Consider the following 22,667-nt stretch of genomic DNA (forward strand, 5'->3'; position numbering starts at 1 on the left):
CCGCATGACCAGCTTCATGGCCGCCCAATTTGCAGAACTTGACGCACACAATCGAGCCACAGGCCGCGATTGACCGAGCAAAGGCCGACGAGCCGGCGGTGGCAACGTGGGTGCCGATCGCTCCGCGGCTCACGGAGCGCGAAGCCCCCCTCCCGGATCAGCTTCGCTGCCGCTCGCTTCTCCGACCTCCCCTCAAGGGGAAGGCAAAGCCGATCATCAGGATCGCATCCTCTCACCCACCGTGAGCGAGCAAGTCCGCCCGATCTCAGCGCCGCGCCTTGCGGGCGGCGTAGCGCTGGTCGCGCTTTTCCTTCATGGCGGCCATGTCGGCGACCGCGCGTTCGGCGCGGGCCTTCTCCTCGGCCTCGCGGGCGATCTGCTCGGCGTGTTCGGCGGCATAGGCGGCTTCGGCCTCGGCGGCGTCCTGCGCGGCCTTCTGCGCCTCTTGCTCGCGCTTCAGGCGTTCGCGCTCGGCGCGGCGTTCCTCGCGCGCCCTGGCGACCGCCTCGCGTTCGGCGCGCTTGGCAATCATTTCCGGGTCATCCGGCTTCGGCGCGGCCTTCATCTTGTCGAGAAGCTTCTGCTTGGCTTCCATGGCGTCTTGACGGCGGTCGGTGAAGGAGGTGCGTACTTGCTTTTTCAAACTGAATTCGTCCTTGTGGAGATCAATGCCGCTCGGGCAAGCCGCCAAATGCGGCGATCCGCCGTCTATGTGACGCTCCGGCGGCAATTACACAACCCTTGCGACACAATTAATCCGGCCGCCAGCCGGCACGGCCGCGCGCCACGCCTAGCCGGCACAGACGAAGCAGAAGCGCTCAAGTCGGGAGATCAGCGCCTTCTGGCTCGACACGCCGCATTTGAGCATGGCGGATTTCAATTGCTTGCGCACCGTGTCGAGTGCGACACCGGCCTCCTCCGCAAGCGCGTCAAGCGGGCGCCCGGCCGCCACCGCGGCCACCGCGCGGCTTTCGGCGGCGGTGACGCCGAACAGGCGGCAGAAGCGGTCGATCTCGCGGGTGCCGATGCTGAGCGCTTCCGACAGCGGCTCCAGCGTCAGGATCACGGCCGGCGACTTGAACGACGGCAGGCTTGAGACGATCGGCGCGGCACCCACCAGCCGCACGCTGTATTGCTCGCGCGTGACCGGATGCTCGGCCAGGAAGGCGCCGAAAGGCTCGGCGGCGTCGCCGTGAAGCCGGCCGGCCTGCTGCTGCCAGGCAAGCTCGGAGGCACGCTCGGCAAAGCGCAGCCGGCCTGCGCTCATGCGCATCAGCCCGCCCCGCTGCATCTCCTCGGCCCGCTGGTTGGCAAACAGCACGGCGCCATGAATATTGAGGATCACCACCGCCTTGCCCGCATAGGCCCAGAGATCTCCGAGCGCGCTGCGCTGCAATTCGAGATCGCGATTGGCGATGTAGAAGCGCAGCGCATGGCGGAAATCGGGCAGGATGCGGGTCAGGCGCTCGACCTGTTCCGGCTCGAACGGCACCGCGTCGTCATGGGGCGCCACGCCCACGCCCATATAGGCGGGGCCGGCCGACAGGTTGGTCAGCATCAGGTTGCGCATGCCGCCGGTCGCCAGCACCTCGTTGTAGACGATATCGGTGCGCCTTTCCTCCTCCGTGAGCACCTGGTGCTCGAGCAGGACCGTGTTCACCGGCGCTTCGGCGACGCGCGGAACCCGGCGATCGATGGCGATATAGGTTTCGATATAGGAGGCATAGGTGTGGTCGTCGCCACGCACGAAATGTTCGAGATAGGGCCGCTCGCCGGGGCGGTCGAGCACGATCAGGTTGACCGAGGAGCCGCCGACATAGTCCGACAGCGAGATCAGGCAGTCGGTCCAAAGCTCCGGGCTCAGCGCCGCCTCGAACAGCCGCTCCCGCATCGCCCGCTCGTCGATGCCCATCCCGCTCACAACCGCCCTCCCCGCGAACGCCCGAGCCAGCCTCCACGGGCAACCTGGCCTCGGTTGCGGCGCTGCGAATGTGGGGCGGATCGCATGGCATTATCCTGACTTGATGGCGCAAGCATATAAGCCCCCTTGCCCGGTCTTCAAGCCACTTGTTGGCCGATCCCAGCGGCAGGCAGGCCTCACGCCGGGAAAAAGTCCGGCAGCCGGGCGCGTGTCAGGTGCCGCAGAAGGTCGTGTAGGGTCCGAACTCCGGCGGCGCGCCGCGCGCGAAAGCCTCGAGCCCCGCGCGCTCGGTGAAGGGATCGGCAAGCACCCCGAGCAGCTTCTCGAACGGACCGAGATCACCCGCGGCAGCCGATTGCAGAGCCGCCTCCACCAGATGGTTGCGCGGGATGTAAACCGGATTGACACGGTCCATTGCCGCCCTCCGCTGCTCGGGCGCAGCGCTGTCGCGCGCAAGCCGCGCCCGGTAGCGATCGAGCCAGTCGTCGATGGCGGCGGGGTCGGCAAAGAGGGACCGCACGGGCTCCTCGTCGCCCGCAACGGCGGCGGAAAGGCTGCGGAACACGCGGGTGAAATCCGCCTGCGATTGCGCCATCGCGACAAGCAGCGCCACGCCGAGATCGAGGTCTTCGGGCTCCGCCGACACAAGCCCCAGCTTCAGGCGCAGACCCTCGAGCCAGGCACTCTCATAGGCGGCGGGAAATCCGTTGACCACCGTGCTCGCGCGTGCGACCGCATCCTCGCTGTCGTCGGGATTGATGAGATCGAGCAGGGTTTCGGCAAAACGCGCCAGATTCCACTGCGCGATCTGCGGCTGGTTGCCAAAGGCATAGCGCCCCTGGTGATCGATCGAGCTGAACACCGCATCGGGACTGTAGCCATCGATGAAGGCGCACGGCCCGTAGTCGATGGTCTCCCCCGAAATCGTCATGTTGTCGGTGTTCATCACCCCGTGCACGAAGCCGAGATGCATCCACTGGGCAATCAGCCTGGCCTGGCGCTCGAGGACGGCGGACAGCAGCCCGAGAGCGCGGTCGGGCTGGCCTGAGAGCTCCGGATAATGGCGGGCAATCGCGTAGTCGGCGAGTTGGCGCAGCCTGGCGGTCTCGCCGCGGGCGGCGAAGAACTGGAAGGTGCCGACCCGCAAATGGCTCGACGCAACCCGCGCCAGCACCGCGCCGGGGGCGGGTCCGTCCTGCCTGAGGATCCGCTCGCCGGTCGCCACCGCCGCAAGCGCCCGGGTGGTGGGCACACCCAGCGCATGCATCGCCTCGCCGATCAGATATTCGCGCAAGACCGGGCCGATCACGGCCTTGCCATCGCCACCGCGCGAAAACGGCGTCCGGCCCGAGCCCTTCAGATGCAGGTCACGACGCCGGCCTTGCGGGTCGATCACCTCGCCCAGAAGCAACGCACGCCCATCGCCGAGTTGCGGCGAGAAGCCGCCGAACTGGTGGCCGGCATAGGCCATCGCCAGCGGGGTTGCGCCCTCCGGCGCGGTGTGGCCGGCAAGGATAGCGGCCCCGGCCGGACTGTCGAGCGCCGTGGCGTCGAGACCCAACTCAGCGGCCAGAGCGCGATTGAAGCGGATCATCTCAGGGGCCGGAACCTCGGCCCCCTTCCACGGCACATAAAAGCCTTCGAGGTCGCGGGCATAGCTGTTGTCGAACCGGAAGGGGGCGGTGCTCATGGTCAAATCCTGAGGTTATGGGGCGTCTGCCGGGCATCGCTGCCTTGCAGACGCAAGCCGCTGCAGCGGCGGTGCCGGCGGGGCGTCGGGCGCCTGCCCTATTCCGCGGCGTCGCGCTTGGGCAGAACCCAGCCCGGCCGGGCGAAATGACAGGTATAGCCGTTCGGAATGCGTTCGAGATAATCCTGGTGCTCCGGCTCGGCCTCCCAGAAATCGCCCACCGGCTCGACCTCGGTCACCACCTTGCCCGGCCACAGGCCCGAGGCATCGACATCGGCAATGGTGTCGAGCGCGATCTCGCGCTGCCGCTCGTCGACATAATAGATCGCCGAGCGGTAGGACGGGCCGCGGTCGTTGCCCTGGCGGTTGGGCGTGGTGGGATCGTGGATCTGGAAGAAGAACTCCAGAAGTCGGCGATAACTCAGCTTCGACGGATCGAAGATGATCTCGATCGCCTCGGCATGGGTGCCGTGATTGCGGTAGGTCGCGTTCTTGACGTCACCGCCGGAATAGCCGACGCGGGTTTTCTCGACGCCCGGCATCTTGCGGATCAGGTCCTGCATGCCCCAGAAGCATCCGCCGGCCAGTACTGCGCGTTCGCTCATCTAGATATCCTCCACCTGGTCAAGATAGTCGCCATAGCCCTCGGCCTCCATCTGGGCCTTGGGTACGAACCGCAACGATGCGGAATTGATGCAGTAGCGCAGCCCGCCGCGGTCGCGCGGCCCGTCGGGAAACACGTGCCCCAGATGGCTGTCGCCATGGGTGGAGCGGACTTCCGTGCGGATCATGCCGTGGCTCACGTCGCGCAGTTCCTTCACATGCGCGGGTTCGATCGGCTTGGTGAAGCTCGGCCAGCCGCACCCGCTTTCGAACTTGTCGGACGAAGCGAACAGCGGCTCGCCGGAAACGATGTCGACATAGATGCCGGCGGCCTTGTTGTCGTTGTACTCGCCGGTAAACGGCCGCTCGGTGCCGTTCTGCTGGGTGACGCGGAACTGTTCGGGCGTCAGTTTCGAGAGAGCATCATCGCTGCGGACATAGGTTTTTGACATGGGGCGCATCTTCCTGACTGAAAATCTGTCTGGTTGTCCCACAGACATGGGCCACACCGCGCCGGTTTTCAATCGCCGGCGGCGTTCACGGCGCCGGATTTGGCCTCACGCCGGATGAATTTGTGGTGAGATGCGGCGCGAGCAACCGGCGCAAGCGAACCGTCTGGCCGAGCCAGGACGCCCGGACTGCCGGCAGACAACGCACCCTTGGCCGCCAAAGCGGCGCCCGTCCTCAGTATTCGCGTTCGAAGAAGATGCCGCCCTTGGTTTCGCCGCTAGAGCTCGCTTCGCCGCGCAGCTTGATGCCCTTGCCGACATCGAGATCGATGCGCGCCTTGCCGGCTCCGGCCGATCCGCCGCTCTCGATCCCGAGATAGGTGCGGTCGTTCAGATATTTGCCGACGCCCAGCGAGGTGTCGCCGGTCTCTTCGTCGGTGCGCACGTCGATGTCGTCGACACCGGTGGCGCGGCGCAGCTGCTCGACCAGCCCGCCGCCCTTGACCGCGCCGGTCAACTGCCCGACCGCCTCGGCAAGCTGGGCAATCTGCAGCGCCGACAGGCTGTTCATCGAGCGGCCGAACACGAGTTGCGCGAGCACCTCTTCCTCGGGCAGGGTCGGGCTCGAGGAGAATTTGAATTCCGGCGCATCCGCCGGTCCCGTCACCGCGATGGTGACGGTGGTGCTGCCCGAGCGGCTTGAGGCCGCGAGATCGAGGATCGGCACCACGGAGCCCGCAAAACCGAGCCGGCCGCGGTCGAAATCGAGCGTCTGGCCGACAATGCTGAGCCGGCCGCGCCTGAGATCGAAGCCCCCGGCAGCAACCGGCGCGCCGGTGGTGCCGGTCAGCCGCACCGAGCCGCCAAGTTCCACGTCCATGCCGCGCCCGCGCACGAAGATCCGGCTGGCGCGCACCTGCACGTCGAGCCCCACCCCGGTGGAGGCACCCTCGCTGCCGCCGCCCGACAGGCGCTCGGCCTGGGAGCGCACCTGGGCGGAGGCGTTTTCATGGGTGACGTTCAATTGCGCGATCGAACTCGGAATCGTGTCGGGCACGGTGATCGTGGTTTCGTCGAGCACGACCGTCCCGGACAGCTGCGGCAGACCTGTCAGCGGGCCGGAGAGCCCGAGATCCGCGTCAAACCGCGTCGCCACCGTTCTGCCGTCGGCATAGCGGCCGCGTTCGACCTTCAGGTTGAGATCGGCGGGAAAACTGGCCGCCGGATCGAGCCCTACGGTGCCGGAACCGCTGATGCGTCCGCCCGAGGACAGCGTGCCCGACAGCGAGCGGATCGACGCCTGCTGCGGCGAAAGCCCGATTTCGGCGGACAGGTCGTTGACGGCGATGCCGGTGCGCGCATCGACCAGCCGCGCGCCCGAGGTGCGGACCGTGCCGGAAATGCGCGGCCCGCCCACGGTGCCGCCGATATCCATGTTGACCTGGGCTGCGCCCGACAGCGCGATCCCCTGCCGGGCAAGCGGGGCCGACAGCAGCGAAAACGGCACGCTGCCGTCGATCTTGGCCGAGACCGCCTTGGATCCGCCGGTGTCGAGCCCGCCGGAGGCGGCAAAGGCCAGCCCCCCGCCGCTCGCGCGCGCGTCAAAGCTCAGGCGCCCGCTGCGCAGTCCACCGCTTGCCTTGAGCGACACCGGAACATCTGTGACCGACGAGGCCGCCGCCGCGCGCACATTGCCGGCATCAAGCGTGTAGTCGACCACCGGTGCGGAGGCCGTGCCCCTCACCGTGACCTTGCCGGACACGGAGCCCGACAGCCCTGCCCCGGGTGCAACCGCATTGACCGATGTCAGCGGCAGGTTTGCGAGCGCGACATCGAGGTTGAGTTGCTGTCCGGCTGAGCCGGTCACCGCCACCCGTCCGCCGCCGGGCGAAATCACCAGCCGCTCGATCCGCGTGGTGCCGTCGCGGATCACCGCCCGGGCCGGTTCGAGGAGGTCGATCTTCAGGCCCTGGTAGCTCGTGCGCGCGCTCGCGACCTCGATTTCCGTCTGCCCCTCGCTCTGCCGCACCCGCGCGTCGAGCGACACCGGAAATCCGGCGGCCTGCGCCTTGGCCTCGATCGCGGTCCAGCCCTGCTCCTGCGAGAAGCCGGCCGTGAGGCCGGAGACATCGGTACCGCCGGCGCTGAGCCGTGCGACATCGAGCGTGCCCACCGGCGCGGGCGTGCCCATCAGATCGGCAACGGTCATTTTCAGCCGTGCATCGCGCACCGAATAGCCGTCATCGCGGATCTCGGGGAAGCCAAGCGCGATGTCGGCCACCGATTTGGCGTCGCGTACCTCGAAGCGGATGCTGCCCGCGCCCTTGCCCTTGACCGTCTGCAGCGCAAGCGCCGAAAGCGATCCGAGATCCTTGAGATCGAGTTCGATCGTGCCGGTGGGGCGGTAAGCCTGGTCCAGCACCAGGGCGCCCGACACCAGGTTGTCGGCGACCTCGAGCCGCAGCGGATCGACGCGCACCGCGCCATCCGATTGCGCCACCACGACGCGCCCCTTGACGGGCCGGCCTTCCAGCGTGCCGGAGAGGTCCAAGTCGGCCTGCGGCGCGGCCGGATCGGCGACGCCCTTGGCGCTCAGCACCAGGTCGGACAGATCGCGCCCCTCGACGCTCAGCCCCTGGCCGGTGATCCGCGCCTCAAAACCCGGCGCGGAGCTTTGCCCGGAGACGGAGGCCGTGAGATCGAGACCACCGCTGACAGCGGCATTGAGCCCGGCAAGCTGCTTGAGGCTTGCCTCGATATCGCCCTCGATCCCGCCGTCGTCGGACAGCGCCACGCCGCCCGCGGCACTCGCATGGTCGGAGGCGAGCTGAAAGTCGCGCACGGCAACGGCGCCCGCCGCATCGCGCGAGACCTCCGCGGCAAACCGCGTTTCGGGCCCCAGGATGTCGGGCGCTTGCTCGGACAGCACCGCGTTGCGGATCGAACCCGCGATCCTGGCGGCAACGCCGCCGGCGCCGTCATAGGACGCATTCTCCAATACGACTTCGGCCACGCCGGTGCGGAGCGTGACCTTGTCGCTCGATACCGCGCCGTCTTCCGCCAGCGCGACATCGCCCGTCACCGACACGCCACCCGCAAGTGCCCGTGCGACGATCTCGTTGCTGGAGCCGGCTGCGCCGAGCTTGACCTCGAACGACCCCGCACCGCTGCGCGTCGCCAATGAGAACCGGTCGAAATCTGCCGTCGCCTGGATGGCGTCGGCGCTGTAGCCGGTGGCCGCCACGCGGTCGGTCGAGACCTCGACCCGGACCGCGGCTTCCTCGGCATTGCCCTTGACCCCGACGCTGAGCTGCGGCACCGCAAGGCTCACCCGCCCATCGCCTTCCCCGAAGACGAAAGGAGCGACCCCGTCCCGGGGGCCCGCCGTCAGGGTCAGGTCGACCGCGCCTTCGCGCGCCACGCGGCCACGCCCCTCGGCGCTGACGCTCCCTGAAGTGAACGAGAACAGGTCGATCACCGCGCCGTTTCGGTCAGGCTCGACCAGCGCTTCGAGCAGCAACTGGCTGCGCCCGGCCACGACCTGGCGCAGGTCCGGCGGCAGGAAGCGTTCGAACTCCCCGCCGGCCTCGACCGAGACCGCCTCGCCGGCGTCGCTCCTGTTGAGCCGCAGCTTTGCCTCGGCCACCAGGGCATCGTTGACGAGACCGTTCGCGGTGAGTTGCCAATCGGCCAGCGACCCTTGCGAGGTGGCCGTGAGCGTGATCGCGTCATTGGGCGACAGCCCGGCAAGATTGGCCATCACGCCGCCGGCCGGTTCGCTCAGCTTCGCCGACACATCAAGACGGTTTTCGGACTCTTCGTAATCGGCATCGAGCGTCAGTTCGCCCCCCACGCCGTCCGTGCGCTTGACAACAAGATCGGCAAGCGCGGTCGACAGCGACGCATTGACCTTGGCGCTTCCGCGCGCCTCGAACCGGGCGACGCGGCCGGCCACGGGCTCGCCGAGCACGATGTCGCCGGCGACGATCCGGCGGATGTCGAAGGCGACCGGCAGCGACACCGCGCCGCTTTCGGAGGCATCTTCGCCCGCTTCGGGCAACCGCGCCAGTTCCACCCGGTCAATGCTGACGCTGTCGGCGTCGAAGGCGGCATTGACGAGCGCGAAAGGCGACCAATCGATCTTGATGCCCTTGAGCAGGAGCCAAGGCTCGCCGGTCCCGTCGCTGAGCATGACATGGCCGATCCGGGTCGAGCCCGAAAACAGCCCGTCGACGCGGTCGATCTCGACGGTCTGCGCCGGCCCCGAGCCAAGCCGGTTGAGCGTAATCGCGATCAGCCGGCCGCCGGGCGTGGTCACGAACACGATCACCAGACCTGCGATCACCGCCAGGATCAAGATGGCGAACAGCCGCAACGCATAGCGTACAGCACCCGCCCGGGATTTGGCTTTTCCGGACCCTGCCATATCAGAACGCCTGACCGATCCCGGCATAGATTCCGTAATCGGGATCAAGCGGCCCCTTGTTCAGCGGCAGCGCGACATCGATGCGCAGCGGGCCGAAGGGCGTCGCATAGCGCAGGCCCACACCGGCGCCGACCTTGAACTCGGAATCGGAAAAGTCCTCGTTGGCGCTGACGAGCCCCGCGTCGACGAAGGGCACGAGGCCGATCGTGTCGGTGATGCCGATGCGCAGCTCGCCCGAGGCTTCGAGCAGCGAACGGCCGCCGGTCGGCTGCCCGAGCGCATTGACGGGGCCGATGTCCTGGTAGCCATAGCCGCGCACCGAACCCCCGCCACCGGCATAGAAGCGCCGGTTTGCGGGAATCGACGCCAGATCGGCGCCGACGATCGAGCCAGCGGCAATACGGCCCGCGGCGATGAAGCGTTTCTGCTCATCGAAGGCTCGATAGGCCGAGGCCTCGCCGCGCAGCTTGACGAAAGTCGCCCCGGAATTGATCTCGTAGGCCGGTTCGACCAGCAAGGACAGCCGCGTGCCGCTGCTCGGGTTGAGCTTGTTGTCGCGGGTGTCGCGCACATATTCTAGCGGCACCGCCACCGTGATCGTTTCCAGATCGACGTTGAAGCTGTCGGTCAGCTTCGCATATTCGACATCCACCCCGGCGGACACCGTCTGGGTTTCGGTGAGCTCATAGGAAACGCCGACCTTGCCCTCGACCGAGAAGCGGCGGAAGGCATCGGGGTTTTCCTGCTCGACCTTGAGCTGCGAGGTGAATTTGGAAGCCGGTCCGAGTACGCCCGGTTTTTCGAACAGCACCGCGCCGCGCCAGGTCATGTCCTTGGCTTCGGCGGTATCGCCGAGGCTGCTCACGGAGCCTTCGATGCGCAGTTTTTCGGCGCGACCGAACAGGTTGCGGTGGCCCCAATAGGCTTCGAGCCCGCCGCCATCGGTGGAAGAGAAGGTCGCGCCCGCGCCGAGATAGCGATGCTTGCGTTCGGACACCGTGACCTCTACCGGCACCGCGCCCGCAGGCGTGAGGCTGTCGGCGCCGCGCACGGTCACGCTCGAAAACACCTCGAGCGCGCGCAGCCGCTTCTCCGCTGCCGCCAGGTCGGCGCGATCATACTGCTTGCCTTCGCGAATGCCCGCCATGCGGGCGATGAAGGCCGAATCGACACTTTCGGCGCCCTCGACCGAGGTCGTCCCGAACGGCGCCACCGGGCCGGGGTCCACGCGCAGCGTGACATCGAGAACGCCGCGGGCATGGTCGGCGACGATATCGCGGCTCGAGACTTCCGCAAACGGGTGCCCGACATCCTCGAGCGAGCGCACCAGTTTCGTCTCGGCATCGAGAATGACCGTCGACTTCGCGGGTTCGCCTGGCGCCAGTTCGTCGAGCGGCGAGGCATAGGCAATGCCCGCGGCATCGACGATATCGACCTTGCCGAACCGGAACGGCTTGCCCGGCACCACCTGGATGCGCACCGGCACGGGTGCGGCCGCACTCAGGTCCGCGTCGGGCGGAAGGTCGGCGAGCGGCCGGCCGGCGATGAAGATCCGCACCTCCCCCGCATAGCGGGCGTTTTCATAAAGGGCTGCGACCAGCTGCTCGAAATCGCTGTTGGCACGCTGGATCAGGCCGATCGAGCCCGGAACCGGCTTGTCCATGTTGCGCATCAGTTCCGAAGCCGATTGAAGCTTTTCGCGCAAGGGATCGTCGGGGCCCGCGCCCTCGACTTCGAGTGTCGCGCTATAGGACAAAGGATCGGCGATTTCGATCGCCGTGGGTTCGTCGTCCTCGAACAGCTTGATGCCGAAAATCTCGAAGGCGCCCGCGGGTGCGGGAACGGCCGCGATCGCCACGCCCAGACACAGGGCGGCGGAAAGCCTGCGCAGCCAGATGCGGCTGCCCGTTCCGGATGTCCTGTCCCGCGGGTCTCTCATCTTCACCAATCTAGCAGGATGCGGTGAACGCTTCCTGAATCAACGTGTCAATCTGGCAACGCCGGCATGGGCGCGATCGTTCCCTTATATAGCGGAATGAGGCGAAGTGTAGCCCTTTGCGACCTCATGCGCGCCCGAAGAAATCCGGCTTCCCCAGAGGGGCACCGTTGTGCCGCAGGATGGCGTAGGCCGTGGTCACGTGAAAATAGAAATTCGGCACGGAAAACCCCTGGAAATACTGCAGGCCGGGAAAGCTCATGTCCTGCGCGCCGATCTTCAGCGTGATGTTTCTGTCCTCCGCACCGGCGAAGCCGGCCTCCGCAACGCTCTCGATGAAGTCGCGGGTCCTGGCGATCCGCGCCTGCAGTTCGGCAAAGCTCTCCTCGACATCGGGGAAGGACGGCACTTCGACACCGCCGAGGCGGGCGACGGCGCCCTTGGCATGATCGGTGGCGATCTGCACCTGCCGCTTGAGCGGCAGCATGTCGGGCGCCAGGCGATCATTGAGAAGAACAGCCGGATCGATCTTGCGCTCCGCGGCCCAGGCTTCTGCCCTGGTGAGCACATGCGCGAGATTGGAGAGCGCCGCCGTATAGAACGGCACCGAGAGAGCATGCATGGAAACCGTCATCGGACTTCTCCGCTTGGTGTGAAACGGCAGGGACGAGGCCGTGCGGACCTATGTGGAGAGCCGAGCGCGCCGGCACAAGCGGCGACCGCCCGGGGCGCGGAAAATCTTTGTGCGGCGATGTCGCATTTGCCCCTTGTGCGTGGGTTTCCGATTTCGCAAGCTGCCGCGGTTTCGGGAGCCGGGAGAGCGTCAATGAAATCGCATGCGAGAGCCGTGGTCATCGGGGGCGGCGTGGTCGGCTGCTCGGTGCTCTATCACCTGGCCAGGGCCGGCTGGACCGACGTCATGCTGATCGAACGCTCGGAACTCACCTCCGGCTCCTCCTGGCACGCCGCCGGCGGTTTCCACACCTTGAACGGCGACCCCAACGTCGCCAAGCTGCAGGCCTATACCGTGAGCCTCTACCAGGAGCTCGAAGAACTTTCCGGCCAGTCCTGCGGGTTGCACCTGACGGGCGGCGTGATGATGGCCGACAGCCCCGAGCGCATGGATTTCCTGCGGCTGGTGCACGCCAAGGGCCGCTATCTCGGCATGGAAACCGAACTCATCACCCCGGCCGAGGCGAAAGCCATGTTCCCGCTGATGGACGAAAGCAATTTCGTGGGCGCGCTGTGGGATCCGGTCGAGGGCCATCTCGATCCGTCGGGCACCACCCATGCCTATGCCAAGGCCGCGCGCAAGCTCGGCGCCGAGATCGTCCTGCGCAACCGCGTGACCGAACTGACGCAAGATCCCGACGGCACCTGGAACGTCGTCACCGAACAGGGAACCGTCAAGGCCGAGCACGTGGTCAATGCCGGCGGGCTGTGGGCGCGCGAGGTCGGCCGCATGGTCGGCCTCGAACTGCCGCTGCTTGCCATGGAGCACATGTATCTGCTCACCGAGGAAATGCCCGAGGTTCTGGACTTCAACGCCAGGACCGGCCGCGAACTGATCGGCGTGATCGACTTCAAGGGCGAGATCTACACGCGCCAGGAGCGCTCGGGCATCCTGCTTGGCACCTACGAGAAGGCCTGCAAGCCCTGGTCGCCGGTCAACACGCCCTGGGACTTCGGCCACGAACTGCTCGCCCCCGATCTCGACCGCATCGCCCCCTCGCTCGAGGTCGGCTTCCGCCATTTCCCGGCGCTCGAAAACGCCGGCATCAAGCAGGTGATCAACGGTCCCTTCACCTTCGCGCCCGACGGCAATCCGCTGGTAGGTCCCGTCCCGGGCCTCACCAATTACTGGACCGCCTGCGCGGTGATGGCGGGCTTCTCCCAGGGCGGCGGCGTGGGGCTGGCGCTCTCGAACTGGATGGTTCATGGCGACCCCGGCGCCGACATCTGGGGCATGGATGTCGCCCGCTTCGGCGAATGGGCGACGCTGCGCTACACCAATGCCAAGGTGCGCGAGAACTATTCGCGCCGCTTCTCGATCCGCTTCCCGAACGAGGAACTGCCGGCCGCCCGCCCGCAGCAGACCACGGCCCTTTACGACGTGATGGTGCGCGACAACCACGCGGTGATGGGCGACAGCTGGGGGCTCGAGACGCCGCTCTGGTTCGCGCCTTCGGCTGAGGAAGCCCATGACGTGCTTTCCTTCCACCGCTCCAGTGATTTCGACCACATTGGCAACGAGGTCCGCGCCACCCGCGAGCGCGTGGGCGTGACCGAGATCGCCAATTTCGCGAAGTACCGCGTCTCCGGAACCGGCGCCGAGGCCTGGCTGTCGCATCTGATGACCAACACCATGCCCAAGACCGGCCGCATCGTGCTCACCCCCATGCTCAACGAGCGCGGCAAGCTGATCGGCGATTTCACCATCGCCCGGCTGTCGGACGAGGTCTTCATGGTCTGGGGTTCGTCGGCGGCGCAGCGCTACCACATGCGCTGGTTCGAGCGGCACCTGCCCAAGGATGGCAGCGTGCTTGTCCACCGCTACGACATGACGCTGGTCGGGCTTTCGATCGCCGGCCCCCGCGCCCGCGATGTTCTTTCCAAACTCACAGATACCGATGTCTCCAACGCCGCCTTCCGCTTCATGGACATCCGCACCATGGATGTGGGCGGCGCGCCCTGCGTGGTCGGCCGCATCACCTATACCGGCGATCTCGGCTACGAGATCTGGATGGAGCCCTGCTACCAGCAGGCGGTCTACCGCGCGATCAAGGCGGCGGGCGAAGAATTCGGCATCGTCGATTTCGGCATGCGCGCGCTCTTGTCGATGCGGCTCGAGAAGAATTTCCCCACCTGGTTCCGGGAACTCCGGCCGATCTACGGCCCGTTCGAGGGCGGCATGGAGCGCTTCGTCAAGCTTTCGAAGAACGATTTCATCGGCCGCGAGGCCGCTGCGAAGGAGCACGCCGACGGCCCGAAGCTGATGCGCACCTCGTTCCTGGTCGACGCCGAGGACGCCGACGTGATGGGCGACGAACCGGTCTGGGCGAAGGTCGGCGACACCGATTACGGCACCGTCGAGCCGCCGCACGGCTACGGCGCGCCGCGGTTTGACGGCGACGGCAAGGAGATCGCCAAACCCGAAGGCGGCTCATTGCGCGACGGCGACTGGCGCGTCGTCGGCTGGATCACCTCCGGCGGCTACGCCCACACGGTTCGCGCATCCATGGCACAGGGCTACATCCCCGCCGCACTCGCCTCGAACGGAGACGAAGGCATGTTCGAAATCGAAATCCTCGGCATCCGCCGCGGGGCGCGCATCGCACTTGAGGCACCGTTTGACCCGGCGGGCGAGAAGATGCGGGGTTAGGCTCGCCTTATCCCCGTCATGCCGGACTTGATCCGGCATCCAGCCACCGCGCGTCGGCGCGGTGAATGACTCCTTTGTAGGGCGATAAGACGGGTCTACCGGCTCGCGGACGCTCGCCTGCTGGATGCCGGATCAAGTCCGGCATGACGGAAAAAGCGGCACCGCGCCCTATCCGATAACCCTTCAACGAAATCGCGACAGACACAAAAACGCCCGCAAAGTCAGGGACTTGCGGGCGTCTTCGGATTCAATTTCAAAACCGCTTGATTCAGCGTACGAACCTATTCCGCCCGCACCACGGCATTGCCTTCGGCGGCAAGGCGCGCGAGATCGGCGGGCTTCAGCTCCACCGATTCGCCGCAGCCGCAGGCCGAGGTCTGGTTGGGGTTGTTGAAGACGAAACCCGAGCGCAGCTTGGTGACTTCGTAATCCATCTCGGTGCCGAGCAGGTAGAGCACGGCCTCGGGCGCCACGAACACCGAAGCGCCGTCGCGCTCGATCCGGTCGTCCTTGGGATTGATCTCGGTGGCGAGGTCGATGGCATATTCCATCCCCGCGCAGCCACCCTTCTTGATGCTGACGCGGATTCCCGCGGCACTGTCGGAATTCTTCACGATCGCATTCACGCGCTCGGCCGCGGCCGGCGTCAGTGTCATTACGGCAAAACCCATCACGGTCTCCTTCGGCTACACGGGTTCAAGGCCCGCTGCTTCGTTCCATGAATGTAGTGTGAAACGGTCAGGTTAACAAGCGCACCACAGACCGGTCCGGCTTGCGGGTCAGTACCAGCCGACCGCCACCTGCGCCTCTTCGCTCATCCGGTCGGGCGTCCAGGGCGGATCGAAGGTCATCGAGACCTCGACGCCGGAAATGCCCTCGACCGTGTTGACCGCGTTTTCCACCCAGCCCGGCATTTCGCCCGCCACCGGGCAGCCCGGAGCGGTCAGCGTCATCTCGATCTTGACCAGCCGGTCATCCTCGATGTCGATCCGGTAGATCAGCCCGAGTTCGTAGATATCGGCGGGAATTTCCGGGTCGTAGACCGTCTTCAGGGCCGCAATGATGTCGTCGCTCAGCCGCGCCAGCTCTTCCTTCGGAATGGCGGATTCGGCAGCCGGATCGGTCACGGGGGCAGTGTCGGTTTCGGATGCGTCGCTCATCGGCTTGGCTCCTTCAAGAGAAAAACTCCCGCGCCTTTCCGAGTGCCTCGACCAGCACATCGATTTCGGCGCGGGTATTGTAGAGCCCCATCGAGGCCCGGCAGGTAGAGGTGGCGCCGAACCGCTTGAGCAGCGGCTGGGCGCAATGGGTGCCCGCCCTGACCGCCACGCCGGAGCGGTCGATCAGCATCGAGATGTCGTGGGCATGAATACCCTCGATCTCGAAGGCGAAGATCGCCCCCTTGCCCGGTGCGGTGCCGATCAGCCTCAGCGCATTGACGGCCGACAGCTTCTCGGCGGCGTAGGATGCGAGATCCGCCTCGTGGGCGGCGATCCGGTCAAGCCCGATCTTCAGCATGTAGTCGAGCGAGGCGCCAAGCCCGATCGCCTGCACGATCGGCGGCGTGCCGGCCTCGAAGCGGTGCGGCGGATCGTTGTAGGTCACCGCCTCCTCGCTCACGTCGATGATCATCTCGCCACCGCCCATGAAGGGCTGCATCGATTTGAGCGCGTCGGTCTTGCCATAGAGCACGCCGATGCCCGAAGGACCGTAAAGCTTGTGCCCGGTCATCACATACCAGTCGCAATCGAGCGCCTGCACGTCGACCGGCATGTGCACGGCCGCCTGGCTGCCATCGACCAGCACCTTGATGTCGCGTTCGTGGGCGATGCGGCAGACTTCCTTGATGTCGACCACCGTGCCGAGCACGTTCGACATCTGCGTGATCGCCACCAGCTTCGTGCGCTCGGTCAGTGCCGCGCGGAAATCGTCGAGATCGAAATTGCCCTGGTCGTCGACGCCGACCCAGGTGATCTTCACGCCCTGGCGCTCGCGCAGAAAATGCCACGGCACGATGTTGGAGTGATGCTCCATGATGCTGAGCACGATCTCGTCGCCCGCCTTCAGGTGCGGCATGCCGTAGCCATAGGCGACGGTGTTGATCGACTCGGTCGTGGACTTGGTGAACACCACATTGTCCGGCGACGGCGCGTTCAGGAACCGCTGCACGATCGCACGCGCGGCTTCATAGGCGTCAGTCGCCGCATTCGACAGGAAATGCAGCCCGCGGTGCACATTGGCATATTCGTTCGAATAGGCATGGGCGACGGCGTCGAGCATCACCTGCGGCTTTTGCGCGGAGGCACCGTTGTCGAGATAGACCAGCGGCTTGCCATGCACGCTGCGCGACAGGATCGGAAAATCCCGCCGCAGCGCCTCGACGTCATAGGCCTGATTCAGAATATCAGCCATGATCGACAAGCCATTGTTCTATCAGGGATCTCAGCGGCTCGACCAGCGCTTCGTCTTCAAGCTCGTCGATCAGTTCATCGACAAAGCCGTTGACCAGCAGCGCCCGCGCCGTCTTTTCGCTCACGCCGCGCGCCATCAGGTAGAACAGATGGTCGGCATTGATGTCGATGACGGTCGCACCGTGGCCGCAGACCACGTCGTCGGCGAAGATCTCGAGTTCTGGTTTGGCCGCGAACTCGCCCTCGTCGGACAGCAGAAGCGTGTTGCAGGACATCTTGGCGTCGGTCTTCTGCGCCACCTGGGCAACCCGAATCTGCCCCTGGAACACGCCGCGGGCACGGTCGAGCACCACGTTGCGCACGATTTCGGACGAGGTTGTTTCAGGCACCATGTGCCCGAGCGTCATGGTCACGTCGGTGTGGCTGTCGCCGGCAAGCAGATTGACGCAACGCAGGTCGAAATGGGCGCCCTCGCCGGCCACATCCACATGCACCTCCCGGCGCACCAGCTTGCCGCCGGCATTGATCACGAACAGCTTGAGCGTGGCGCCCGCCGCGAGCCGGGCGATGGTCTGGCCCAGATGCTGGTCGGCCTCGCCGGCTCCCTGCACCAGGATCCAGGTCACTTCGGCGCCCTCGCCGAGGTCGAGCGTGGACACGGAACTCGACAATCCGGCGTTCGACGTCTCGCCGAGATGCCGTTCGACCACCGTCGCCTTCGCGCCCGCGCCGATCTCGGCCAAGAAGCGCGTATGTGCCTGCCCGCCCGCCTGCACCGACTGCAGTTCAAGGATCTCGTCGAGTTCGCGGCCTGCCTCGATCGCCAGGCGGTAACCGTCGGACACGAAGGCGCCGTTGAGTTCGCCGACCAGGTCGTCGGCCCCGCGGCTCGAAAGCAGCGGCGCAGCCTCGCCCGACACCAGAAGCTCCATGAACGGGCTCAGCTCCACGCCCTCGGGGACGCGGGGCATCAGTGCCTGGCCCTGCACCACCGGGCATACCAGTGCGTCCCTGACCAGCGGTTCGGCCGCACGGGCAGAACCGCCCGCCTTGACCGGAACCGCGCGCAGCACGGCGCGCAGGTCGGTGTAGTGCCAGCTTTCGATGCGCTTGGTGGGCAAGCCCTTTTCGGCAATCGCGCTCAAAAGGCGGTCGCGCGCGACCGTCACCCTGGCGTCACCCGGCAACTGGCCGACCATTTCGGCGTAACTGTCGAGGAGCGCCTGTTCGGCGGCGGTGCGTGGCGGCTTGGTCTGCATGTTCATGCCTGTCTCTCCTGGCCTTGCGGCCCGTCTTTACGGCGTCGGTTCACGCGGCGTCTTCGATGATCTGGCTGTAGCCGTTGGCTTCCAGGTCGAGCGCCAGCTCCTTGCTGCCGGACTTGATGACCTGCCCCTTGTAGAGCACGTGCACGCTGTCGGGCACGATATATTCGAGCAGGCGCTGGTAGTGGGTGATCACGATCACCGCGCGGTCGGGCGAGCGAAGCGCGTTGACCCCGTCGGAAACGATCTTGAGCGCATCGATGTCCAGGCCCGAGTCGGTTTCGTCGAGCACGCAGAGCTGCGGCGCGAGCAGCTTCATCTGCAGGATCTCGGCGCGCTTTTTCTCGCCGCCGGAGAACCCGACATTGAGCGGACGCTTGAGCATGTCCATATCGATCTGCAGGCTGGCTGCCGCTTCCTTGACCAGCTTGATGAAGTCGGGCGTCTTCAGTTCTTCCTCGCCGCGCGCCTTGCGCTGCTCGTTCATCGCCACCTTGAGGAACTGCATGGTGGCCACGCCCGGAATCTCGACCGGATACTGGAAGGCGAGGAAAATGCCCTTGGCGGCGCGCTCGGACGGATCGAGCTCGAGAATGCTCTCGCCATTGTAGAGGATGTCGCCTTCGGTCACCTCGTAGTCGTCGCGACCGGCGAGAATGTAGGACAGCGTCGATTTGCCGGAGCCGTTCGGCCCCATGATGGCGGCGACTTCGCCGGCCTTGACGGTCAGGTTGAGGCCGCGAATGATTTCCGTGCCGTCTTCGGCGATCCGGGCATGAAGGTTCTTGATTTCTAGCATAGCGTTGTTTCCCAACTCGAATTCATAATCTGTCTCAATCGGCTGCCGCCAGGCGGGCCAGTCCCTTCTCGGACCTTGCCCCCATGGCGACGCCTTCAGTCATCGTCGTTCTGCAGGCCCTGCAGCCGGCGCGCGATGGACGCAAGTTCCATCCGTGCCTTGGTCAGCTCCCGGCTCAGCACCGCGTCGCTGGTGGTCGATCCGCGCGAGATCGCCTCCAGGAGATCCTCGATCGACCCGCCGAGATCGCGGTAGCGCTTCTTCAGCTTGTCGATCTCGATCCTTGTTTCAGCTTTCAGGTTCACACCATTCATCCATTCGGTTCCTTGACTGCCGAACACCGCGTTTCCCTGCTGGCGAGCCGAAACCGGTGTCAGCAAGAGCCCCCGGGCCTGTAATCGACGGCCTTGCAGGCATTGGGAAAGCTGTTTGCCACATCGAAGTAGTCGACTTCCCGCTCGATATTCACCCTGTCGCGATAGTACCGCGTCAGCGCCTTGACATCATCCCAGTCCCAGTCGCCCTCGCAGGTGAAGAACCGGTCCACCGAGTTGTCGCGCAGAAACTGCATCGAGATCGGGCAGCCGTCATTCTTGTAGACCTCAAGAGACAGCCTGTCCTGATTGACAACGCTACGGCCGTTCACGACCACCATGTCGGCGTGAACCGGCGCCACCCACGCGAACAGCGCAAGTCCCTGGACGATCAGATGGGTGGGCAAGCCGGTCATGTCGGGATGAACTCCTGTTCAGGACGTGTCGTCAGCCGACGCTGCCTTCCAGCGAGATGCCGATCAGCTTCTGCGCCTCGACGGCGAACTCCATCGGCAGTTCCTGGATGACTTCCTTGACGAAGCCGTTGACGATCAGCGCGATCGCCTCTTCCTCGGGAATGCCGCGGGCCAGGCAGTAGAACAGCTGGTCCTCGGAGATCTTCGACGTGGTCGCCTCGTGCTCGAACTGCGCGGTCGAGTTCTTGGCCTCGATATAGGGCACCGTGTGCGCGCCGCAGTCGTTGCCGATCAGCAAGCTGTCGCACTGGGTGAAGTTGCGGGCGTTCGTCGCCTTGCGGTGGGCCGAAACCTGGCCGCGATAGGTGTTGGACGAATGGCCGGCGGAAATGCCCTTGGAGATGATCCGGCTCGAGGTGTTCTTGCCCAGATGAATCATCTTGGTGCCCGAATCGATCTGCTGGTAGCCGTTCGACACCGCGATCGAATAGAACTCGCCGCGGCTGTCGTCGCCGCGCAGGATGCAGGACGGGTATTTCCAGGTGATCGCCGAGCCGGTCTCGACCTGGGTCCAGGAGATCTTCGAGCGGTCGCCGCGGCAGTCGCCGCGCTTGGTGACGAAATTGTAGATCCCGCCCTTGCCGTCCTTGTCGCCCGGATACCAGTTCTGCACCGTCGAATACTTGATCTCGGCGTCGTCCATGGCGATCAGCTCGACCACGGCGGCATGCAGCTGGTTCTCGTCGCGCTGCGGCGCGGTGCAGCCTTCGAGATAGGACACATAGGCGCCCTCCTCGGCAATGATCAGCGTGCGCTCGAACTGGCCGGTGTTCTTCTCGTTGATGCGGAAATAGGTCGACAGCTCCATCGGGCAGCGCACGCCCTTGGGTACGTAGACGAAAGATCCGTCGGTGAACACGGCGGCGTTGAGCGTGGCGTAATAATTGTCGGTGACCGGCACCACGGTGCCGAGATATTTGCGCACCAGGTCGGGGTGCTCGCGCATCGCTTCCGAGATCGACATGAAGATCACGCCGGCCTGGGCCAGTTCCTTCTTGAAGGTGGTCACCACGGAGACGGAATCGAACACTGCGTCGACCGCGATCTTGGAGGTCTGGACGCCCGCCAGGATCTCCTGCTCGCGCAGCGGAATGCCGAGCTTTTCATAGACGCGCAGCAGTTCCGGATCGACCTCGTCAAGCGATTTCGGGCCGACCGTGCTCTTGGGCGCGGAATAATAATGGATGTCCTGGAAGTCGATCTTGGGATAGTCGACGCGCGCCCAGCTCGGTTCTTCCATCTGAAGCCAGCGCTGGAACGCGTCGAGACGCCATTCGAGCATCCAGTCGGGCTCATTCTTCTTGGCCGAGATCAACCGGATGGTGTCTTCGGTCAGGCCCTTGGGCGCGGTATCGCTTTCGATGACGGTCTCGAAACCGTATTTGTACTGGTCAACGTCGATCTGACGGACCTGATCGATGGTCTCCTGCACAGCAGGCATGGCGCTCTCCAATCTCGCCGGGTCAAGGCCGGCAGCTTGTTAACGTCGTGTGGATCATCCCGAAGGGATTACCGCACTATGTAGGACGTGAATGCCGTTCACGCCATGACTATCGCGAAAAATCCACATTTCACGACAGCAATTTCGTCGCGGCTCATGCCGCGGGCTGCGAAGCCCGGCGCGCAAGCCGTCGGGCATTGATGGTTTTGACGACATCGAGAAAGCGCTCGACGTCGGTCATCGTGTGTACGCGGCCCAAGCTGACCCGGATCGCTCCGGCATCGGCATCCGCTCCCATCGCCGCCAGCACATGGCTCGGGCCGACCTTGCCCGACGAGCAGGCGGAACCCGCCGACACCGCCACGCCCTCCATGTCGAAGGCGATCTGCGCGGTCTCGGCCTTGAGGCCAGGCAGCGTGAGGAAACTGGTATTGGCGATCCGGCTTGCATCCGCACCGTGAATGATCACGTCCGGGGCGATCGCGCGGATCCCGGCCTCGAGCCGGTCGCGCAGCGCTTCGAGCGCGGCAATCTCGGCAAGCGCCGACAAGGCCCGCTCCGCCGCCGCACCGAACCCGGCGATCCCGACAAGATCCTCGGTGCCGCCGCGATGGCCCTTTTCCTGCCCGCCGCCGCGCAAAAGCGGCACGGGCATCAGCATTTCACCCGCGCTCACCAGCGCGCCAACGCCCTTGGGGCCGCCGATCTTGTGGCCCGACAGGATCAGGAAATCCGCGCCGAGGTTTTCAATCGAGAGGTCGAGCCGCCCCGCGCCCTGCACCGCATCGACCACCATGAGGCCCTTGTGCGCCCGGACGATCGCCGCCGCCTCGCGCACCGGCTGAATCACGCCGGTCTCGTTGTTGGCCAGTTGCAGCGCCAGCATCGCCTGTCCCGTGGACACGTCGTGGCCGCTGAACGCCGCCTCGAGCGCGCCCAGATCGAGCCGACCCTGGGCATCGACCGGCAGCACGGTGATCTGGTCCGGCGCGAAGCGGCCGCCTGCGAGGATGGCGGGATGCTCGACCGCGCTCACGAACAGGCGCGAAACCCTGAGCGGCGCGCGGCCCATGCGGAATTCCGGGGTCAGGACGTGATTGGCGGCTTCGGTGGCACCGGAGGTGAAGGTCACCTGCGCGGTCGGCACGCCGCAAAGCCGGGCCACCGCATCGCGTGCGCGGCTGACCACAGCCCGGGCCTTGCGCCCCTCGGCATGCACCGAGGACGGGTTGCCCGCAAGCTCCATCGCGACAAGCATCGCGGCCCGCGCTTCTTCAAGCAGCGGGGCCGTGGCATTGTAATCGAGATAGAGGCGCTCGCTCGCCATGACGACCCTTGTTTCCCGAATGCGGCGGCTCAACTTGGGCCGGACGCATTTTTCTTGAATTTTCAGTGTCCGATGCCGTAAGACACAGACACTTTCAGCGATCCCGCTGCAGTTTCGAACGATTCTAAACTAGGTTCTAGGGAGCCTCCCCGCCCCCGTCAAGGGCGGATAGCACTATCCCGGCGCCCGATACGCTGCCTGACGGCGCCCGCGCGGCCCGCATGAAC

General features: G+C 65.8%; 18 protein-coding genes. 1 reads left to right on the forward strand and 17 read right to left on the reverse strand.

Annotation, left to right across the window (positions count from 1 at the left end; genetic code table 11):
* Positions 1–265: 265 nt before the first annotated feature.
* From AWJ14_RS04695 to AWJ14_RS04730, 8 genes are all read right to left on the reverse strand, one after another.
* A complete protein-coding gene (locus AWJ14_RS04695; protein ID WP_280949300.1) occupies positions 266–643 on the reverse strand; it encodes a DUF6481 family protein in 378 nt (125 codons plus the stop codon).
* 147 nt (positions 644–790) lie between these two features.
* On the reverse strand, positions 791–1,921 hold the full coding sequence (locus AWJ14_RS04700; RefSeq protein ID WP_139112530.1) for a helix-turn-helix transcriptional regulator: 1,131 nt from the start codon (positions 1,919–1,921) through the stop codon (positions 791–793).
* A gap of 211 nt (positions 1,922–2,132) precedes the next feature.
* On the reverse strand, positions 2,133–3,611 hold the full coding sequence (locus AWJ14_RS04705; RefSeq protein WP_066175598.1) for a protein adenylyltransferase SelO: 1,479 nt from the start codon (positions 3,609–3,611) through the stop codon (positions 2,133–2,135).
* Positions 3,612–3,709: 98 nt separating this feature from the next.
* On the reverse strand, positions 3,710–4,216 hold the full coding sequence (msrA, locus tag AWJ14_RS04710) for a peptide-methionine (S)-S-oxide reductase MsrA (RefSeq protein WP_066175601.1): 507 nt from the start codon (positions 4,214–4,216) through the stop codon (positions 3,710–3,712).
* Entirely contained in the window at positions 4,217–4,666 is a 450-nt protein-coding gene (gene msrB, locus AWJ14_RS04715) for a peptide-methionine (R)-S-oxide reductase MsrB (protein WP_066175604.1), read from the reverse strand.
* A gap of 232 nt (positions 4,667–4,898) precedes the next feature.
* Positions 4,899–9,089 carry a translocation/assembly module TamB domain-containing protein gene (locus AWJ14_RS04720; protein ID WP_139112531.1) on the reverse strand — a complete coding sequence of 1,397 codons (4,191 nt, stop codon included), beginning with the start codon at positions 9,087–9,089 and terminating at the stop codon, positions 4,899–4,901.
* A gap of 1 nt (position 9,090) precedes the next feature.
* Positions 9,091–11,028, reverse strand: a complete 1,938-nt coding sequence (locus AWJ14_RS04725; protein ID WP_066175945.1) for an autotransporter assembly complex protein TamA — start codon at positions 11,026–11,028, stop codon at positions 9,091–9,093.
* A 124-nt stretch (positions 11,029–11,152) separates the two neighbouring features.
* On the reverse strand, positions 11,153–11,659 hold the full coding sequence (locus AWJ14_RS04730) for a DUF1993 domain-containing protein (protein ID WP_066175609.1): 507 nt from the start codon (positions 11,657–11,659) through the stop codon (positions 11,153–11,155).
* A gap of 192 nt (positions 11,660–11,851) precedes the next feature.
* Here AWJ14_RS04730 and AWJ14_RS04735 point away from each other — a divergent pair, with 192 nt between their 5' ends.
* Positions 11,852–14,407 (forward strand): GcvT family protein, encoded by a 2,556-nt coding sequence (locus AWJ14_RS04735; RefSeq protein WP_066175612.1) that lies wholly within the window; start codon positions 11,852–11,854, stop codon positions 14,405–14,407.
* 281 nt (positions 14,408–14,688) lie between these two features.
* Here AWJ14_RS04735 and sufA read toward each other — a convergent pair whose 3' ends face one another.
* From sufA to AWJ14_RS04780, 9 genes are all read right to left on the reverse strand, one after another.
* Complete coding sequence (gene sufA, locus AWJ14_RS04740) at positions 14,689–15,078, reverse strand: Fe-S cluster assembly scaffold SufA (RefSeq protein ID WP_066175615.1); 390 nt, start codon at positions 15,076–15,078, stop codon at positions 14,689–14,691.
* A gap of 108 nt (positions 15,079–15,186) precedes the next feature.
* A complete protein-coding gene (locus AWJ14_RS04745; RefSeq protein ID WP_066175618.1) occupies positions 15,187–15,567 on the reverse strand; it encodes an SUF system Fe-S cluster assembly protein in 381 nt (126 codons plus the stop codon).
* A gap of 13 nt (positions 15,568–15,580) precedes the next feature.
* A complete protein-coding gene (locus AWJ14_RS04750; protein WP_066175622.1) occupies positions 15,581–16,819 on the reverse strand; it encodes a cysteine desulfurase in 1,239 nt (412 codons plus the stop codon).
* A complete protein-coding gene (gene sufD, locus AWJ14_RS04755) occupies positions 16,812–18,083 on the reverse strand; it encodes a Fe-S cluster assembly protein SufD (protein WP_066175625.1) in 1,272 nt (423 codons plus the stop codon). Before sufD ends, AWJ14_RS04750 begins: the two co-directional genes overlap by 8 nt.
* Positions 18,084–18,126: 43 nt before the next feature.
* On the reverse strand, positions 18,127–18,882 hold the full coding sequence (gene sufC / locus AWJ14_RS04760; protein ID WP_066175628.1) for a Fe-S cluster assembly ATPase SufC: 756 nt from the start codon (positions 18,880–18,882) through the stop codon (positions 18,127–18,129).
* A 95-nt stretch (positions 18,883–18,977) separates the two neighbouring features.
* A complete protein-coding gene (locus AWJ14_RS04765; RefSeq protein WP_139112532.1) occupies positions 18,978–19,187 on the reverse strand; it encodes a hypothetical protein in 210 nt (69 codons plus the stop codon).
* Positions 19,188–19,255: 68 nt separating this feature from the next.
* Entirely contained in the window at positions 19,256–19,612 is a 357-nt protein-coding gene (locus AWJ14_RS04770) for a hypothetical protein (RefSeq protein ID WP_066175633.1), read from the reverse strand.
* A gap of 31 nt (positions 19,613–19,643) precedes the next feature.
* On the reverse strand, positions 19,644–21,113 hold the full coding sequence (sufB, locus tag AWJ14_RS04775; protein WP_066175637.1) for a Fe-S cluster assembly protein SufB: 1,470 nt from the start codon (positions 21,111–21,113) through the stop codon (positions 19,644–19,646).
* Between the two features lie 154 nt (positions 21,114–21,267).
* Positions 21,268–22,440 (reverse strand): cysteine desulfurase family protein, encoded by a 1,173-nt coding sequence (locus tag AWJ14_RS04780; protein WP_066175640.1) that lies wholly within the window; start codon positions 22,438–22,440, stop codon positions 21,268–21,270.
* Positions 22,441–22,667: the final 227 nt, after the last annotated feature.

This window comes from Parahoeflea olei, from assembly GCF_001703635.1.
In the GTDB taxonomy this organism is placed as follows: Bacteria; Pseudomonadota; Alphaproteobacteria; order Rhizobiales; family Rhizobiaceae; genus Hoeflea; species Hoeflea olei.

Bases quoted from the DNA above. Each gene is read 5' to 3' on its own strand.
- AWJ14_RS04705 (WP_066175598.1), bottom strand. From the start codon at position 3,611: ATGAGCACCGCCCCCTTCCGGTTCGACAACAGCTATGCCCGCGACCTC.
- msrA (WP_066175601.1), bottom strand. From the start codon at position 4,216: ATGAGCGAACGCGCAGTACTGGCCGGCGGATGCTTCTGGGGCATGCAG.
- msrB (WP_066175604.1), bottom strand. From the start codon at position 4,666: ATGTCAAAAACCTATGTCCGCAGCGATGATGCTCTCTCGAAACTGACG.
- AWJ14_RS04720 (WP_139112531.1), bottom strand. From the start codon at position 9,089: ATGGCAGGGTCCGGAAAAGCCAAATCCCGGGCGGGTGCTGTACGCTAT.
- AWJ14_RS04725 (WP_066175945.1), bottom strand. From the start codon at position 11,028: ATGAGAGACCCGCGGGACAGGACATCCGGAACGGGCAGCCGCATCTGG.
- AWJ14_RS04730 (WP_066175609.1), bottom strand. From the start codon at position 11,659: ATGACGGTTTCCATGCATGCTCTCTCGGTGCCGTTCTATACGGCGGCG.
- AWJ14_RS04735 (WP_066175612.1), top strand. From the start codon at position 11,852: ATGAAATCGCATGCGAGAGCCGTGGTCATCGGGGGCGGCGTGGTCGGC.
- sufA (WP_066175615.1), bottom strand. From the start codon at position 15,078: ATGGGTTTTGCCGTAATGACACTGACGCCGGCCGCGGCCGAGCGCGTG.
- AWJ14_RS04745 (WP_066175618.1), bottom strand. From the start codon at position 15,567: ATGAGCGACGCATCCGAAACCGACACTGCCCCCGTGACCGATCCGGCT.
- AWJ14_RS04750 (WP_066175622.1), bottom strand. From the start codon at position 16,819: ATGGCTGATATTCTGAATCAGGCCTATGACGTCGAGGCGCTGCGGCGG.
- sufD (WP_066175625.1), bottom strand. From the start codon at position 18,083: ATGAACATGCAGACCAAGCCGCCACGCACCGCCGCCGAACAGGCGCTC.
- sufC (WP_066175628.1), bottom strand. From the start codon at position 18,882: ATGCTAGAAATCAAGAACCTTCATGCCCGGATCGCCGAAGACGGCACG.
- AWJ14_RS04770 (WP_066175633.1), bottom strand. From the start codon at position 19,612: ATGACCGGCTTGCCCACCCATCTGATCGTCCAGGGACTTGCGCTGTTC.
- sufB (WP_066175637.1), bottom strand. From the start codon at position 21,113: ATGCCTGCTGTGCAGGAGACCATCGATCAGGTCCGTCAGATCGACGTT.
- AWJ14_RS04780 (WP_066175640.1), bottom strand. From the start codon at position 22,440: ATGGCGAGCGAGCGCCTCTATCTCGATTACAATGCCACGGCCCCGCTG.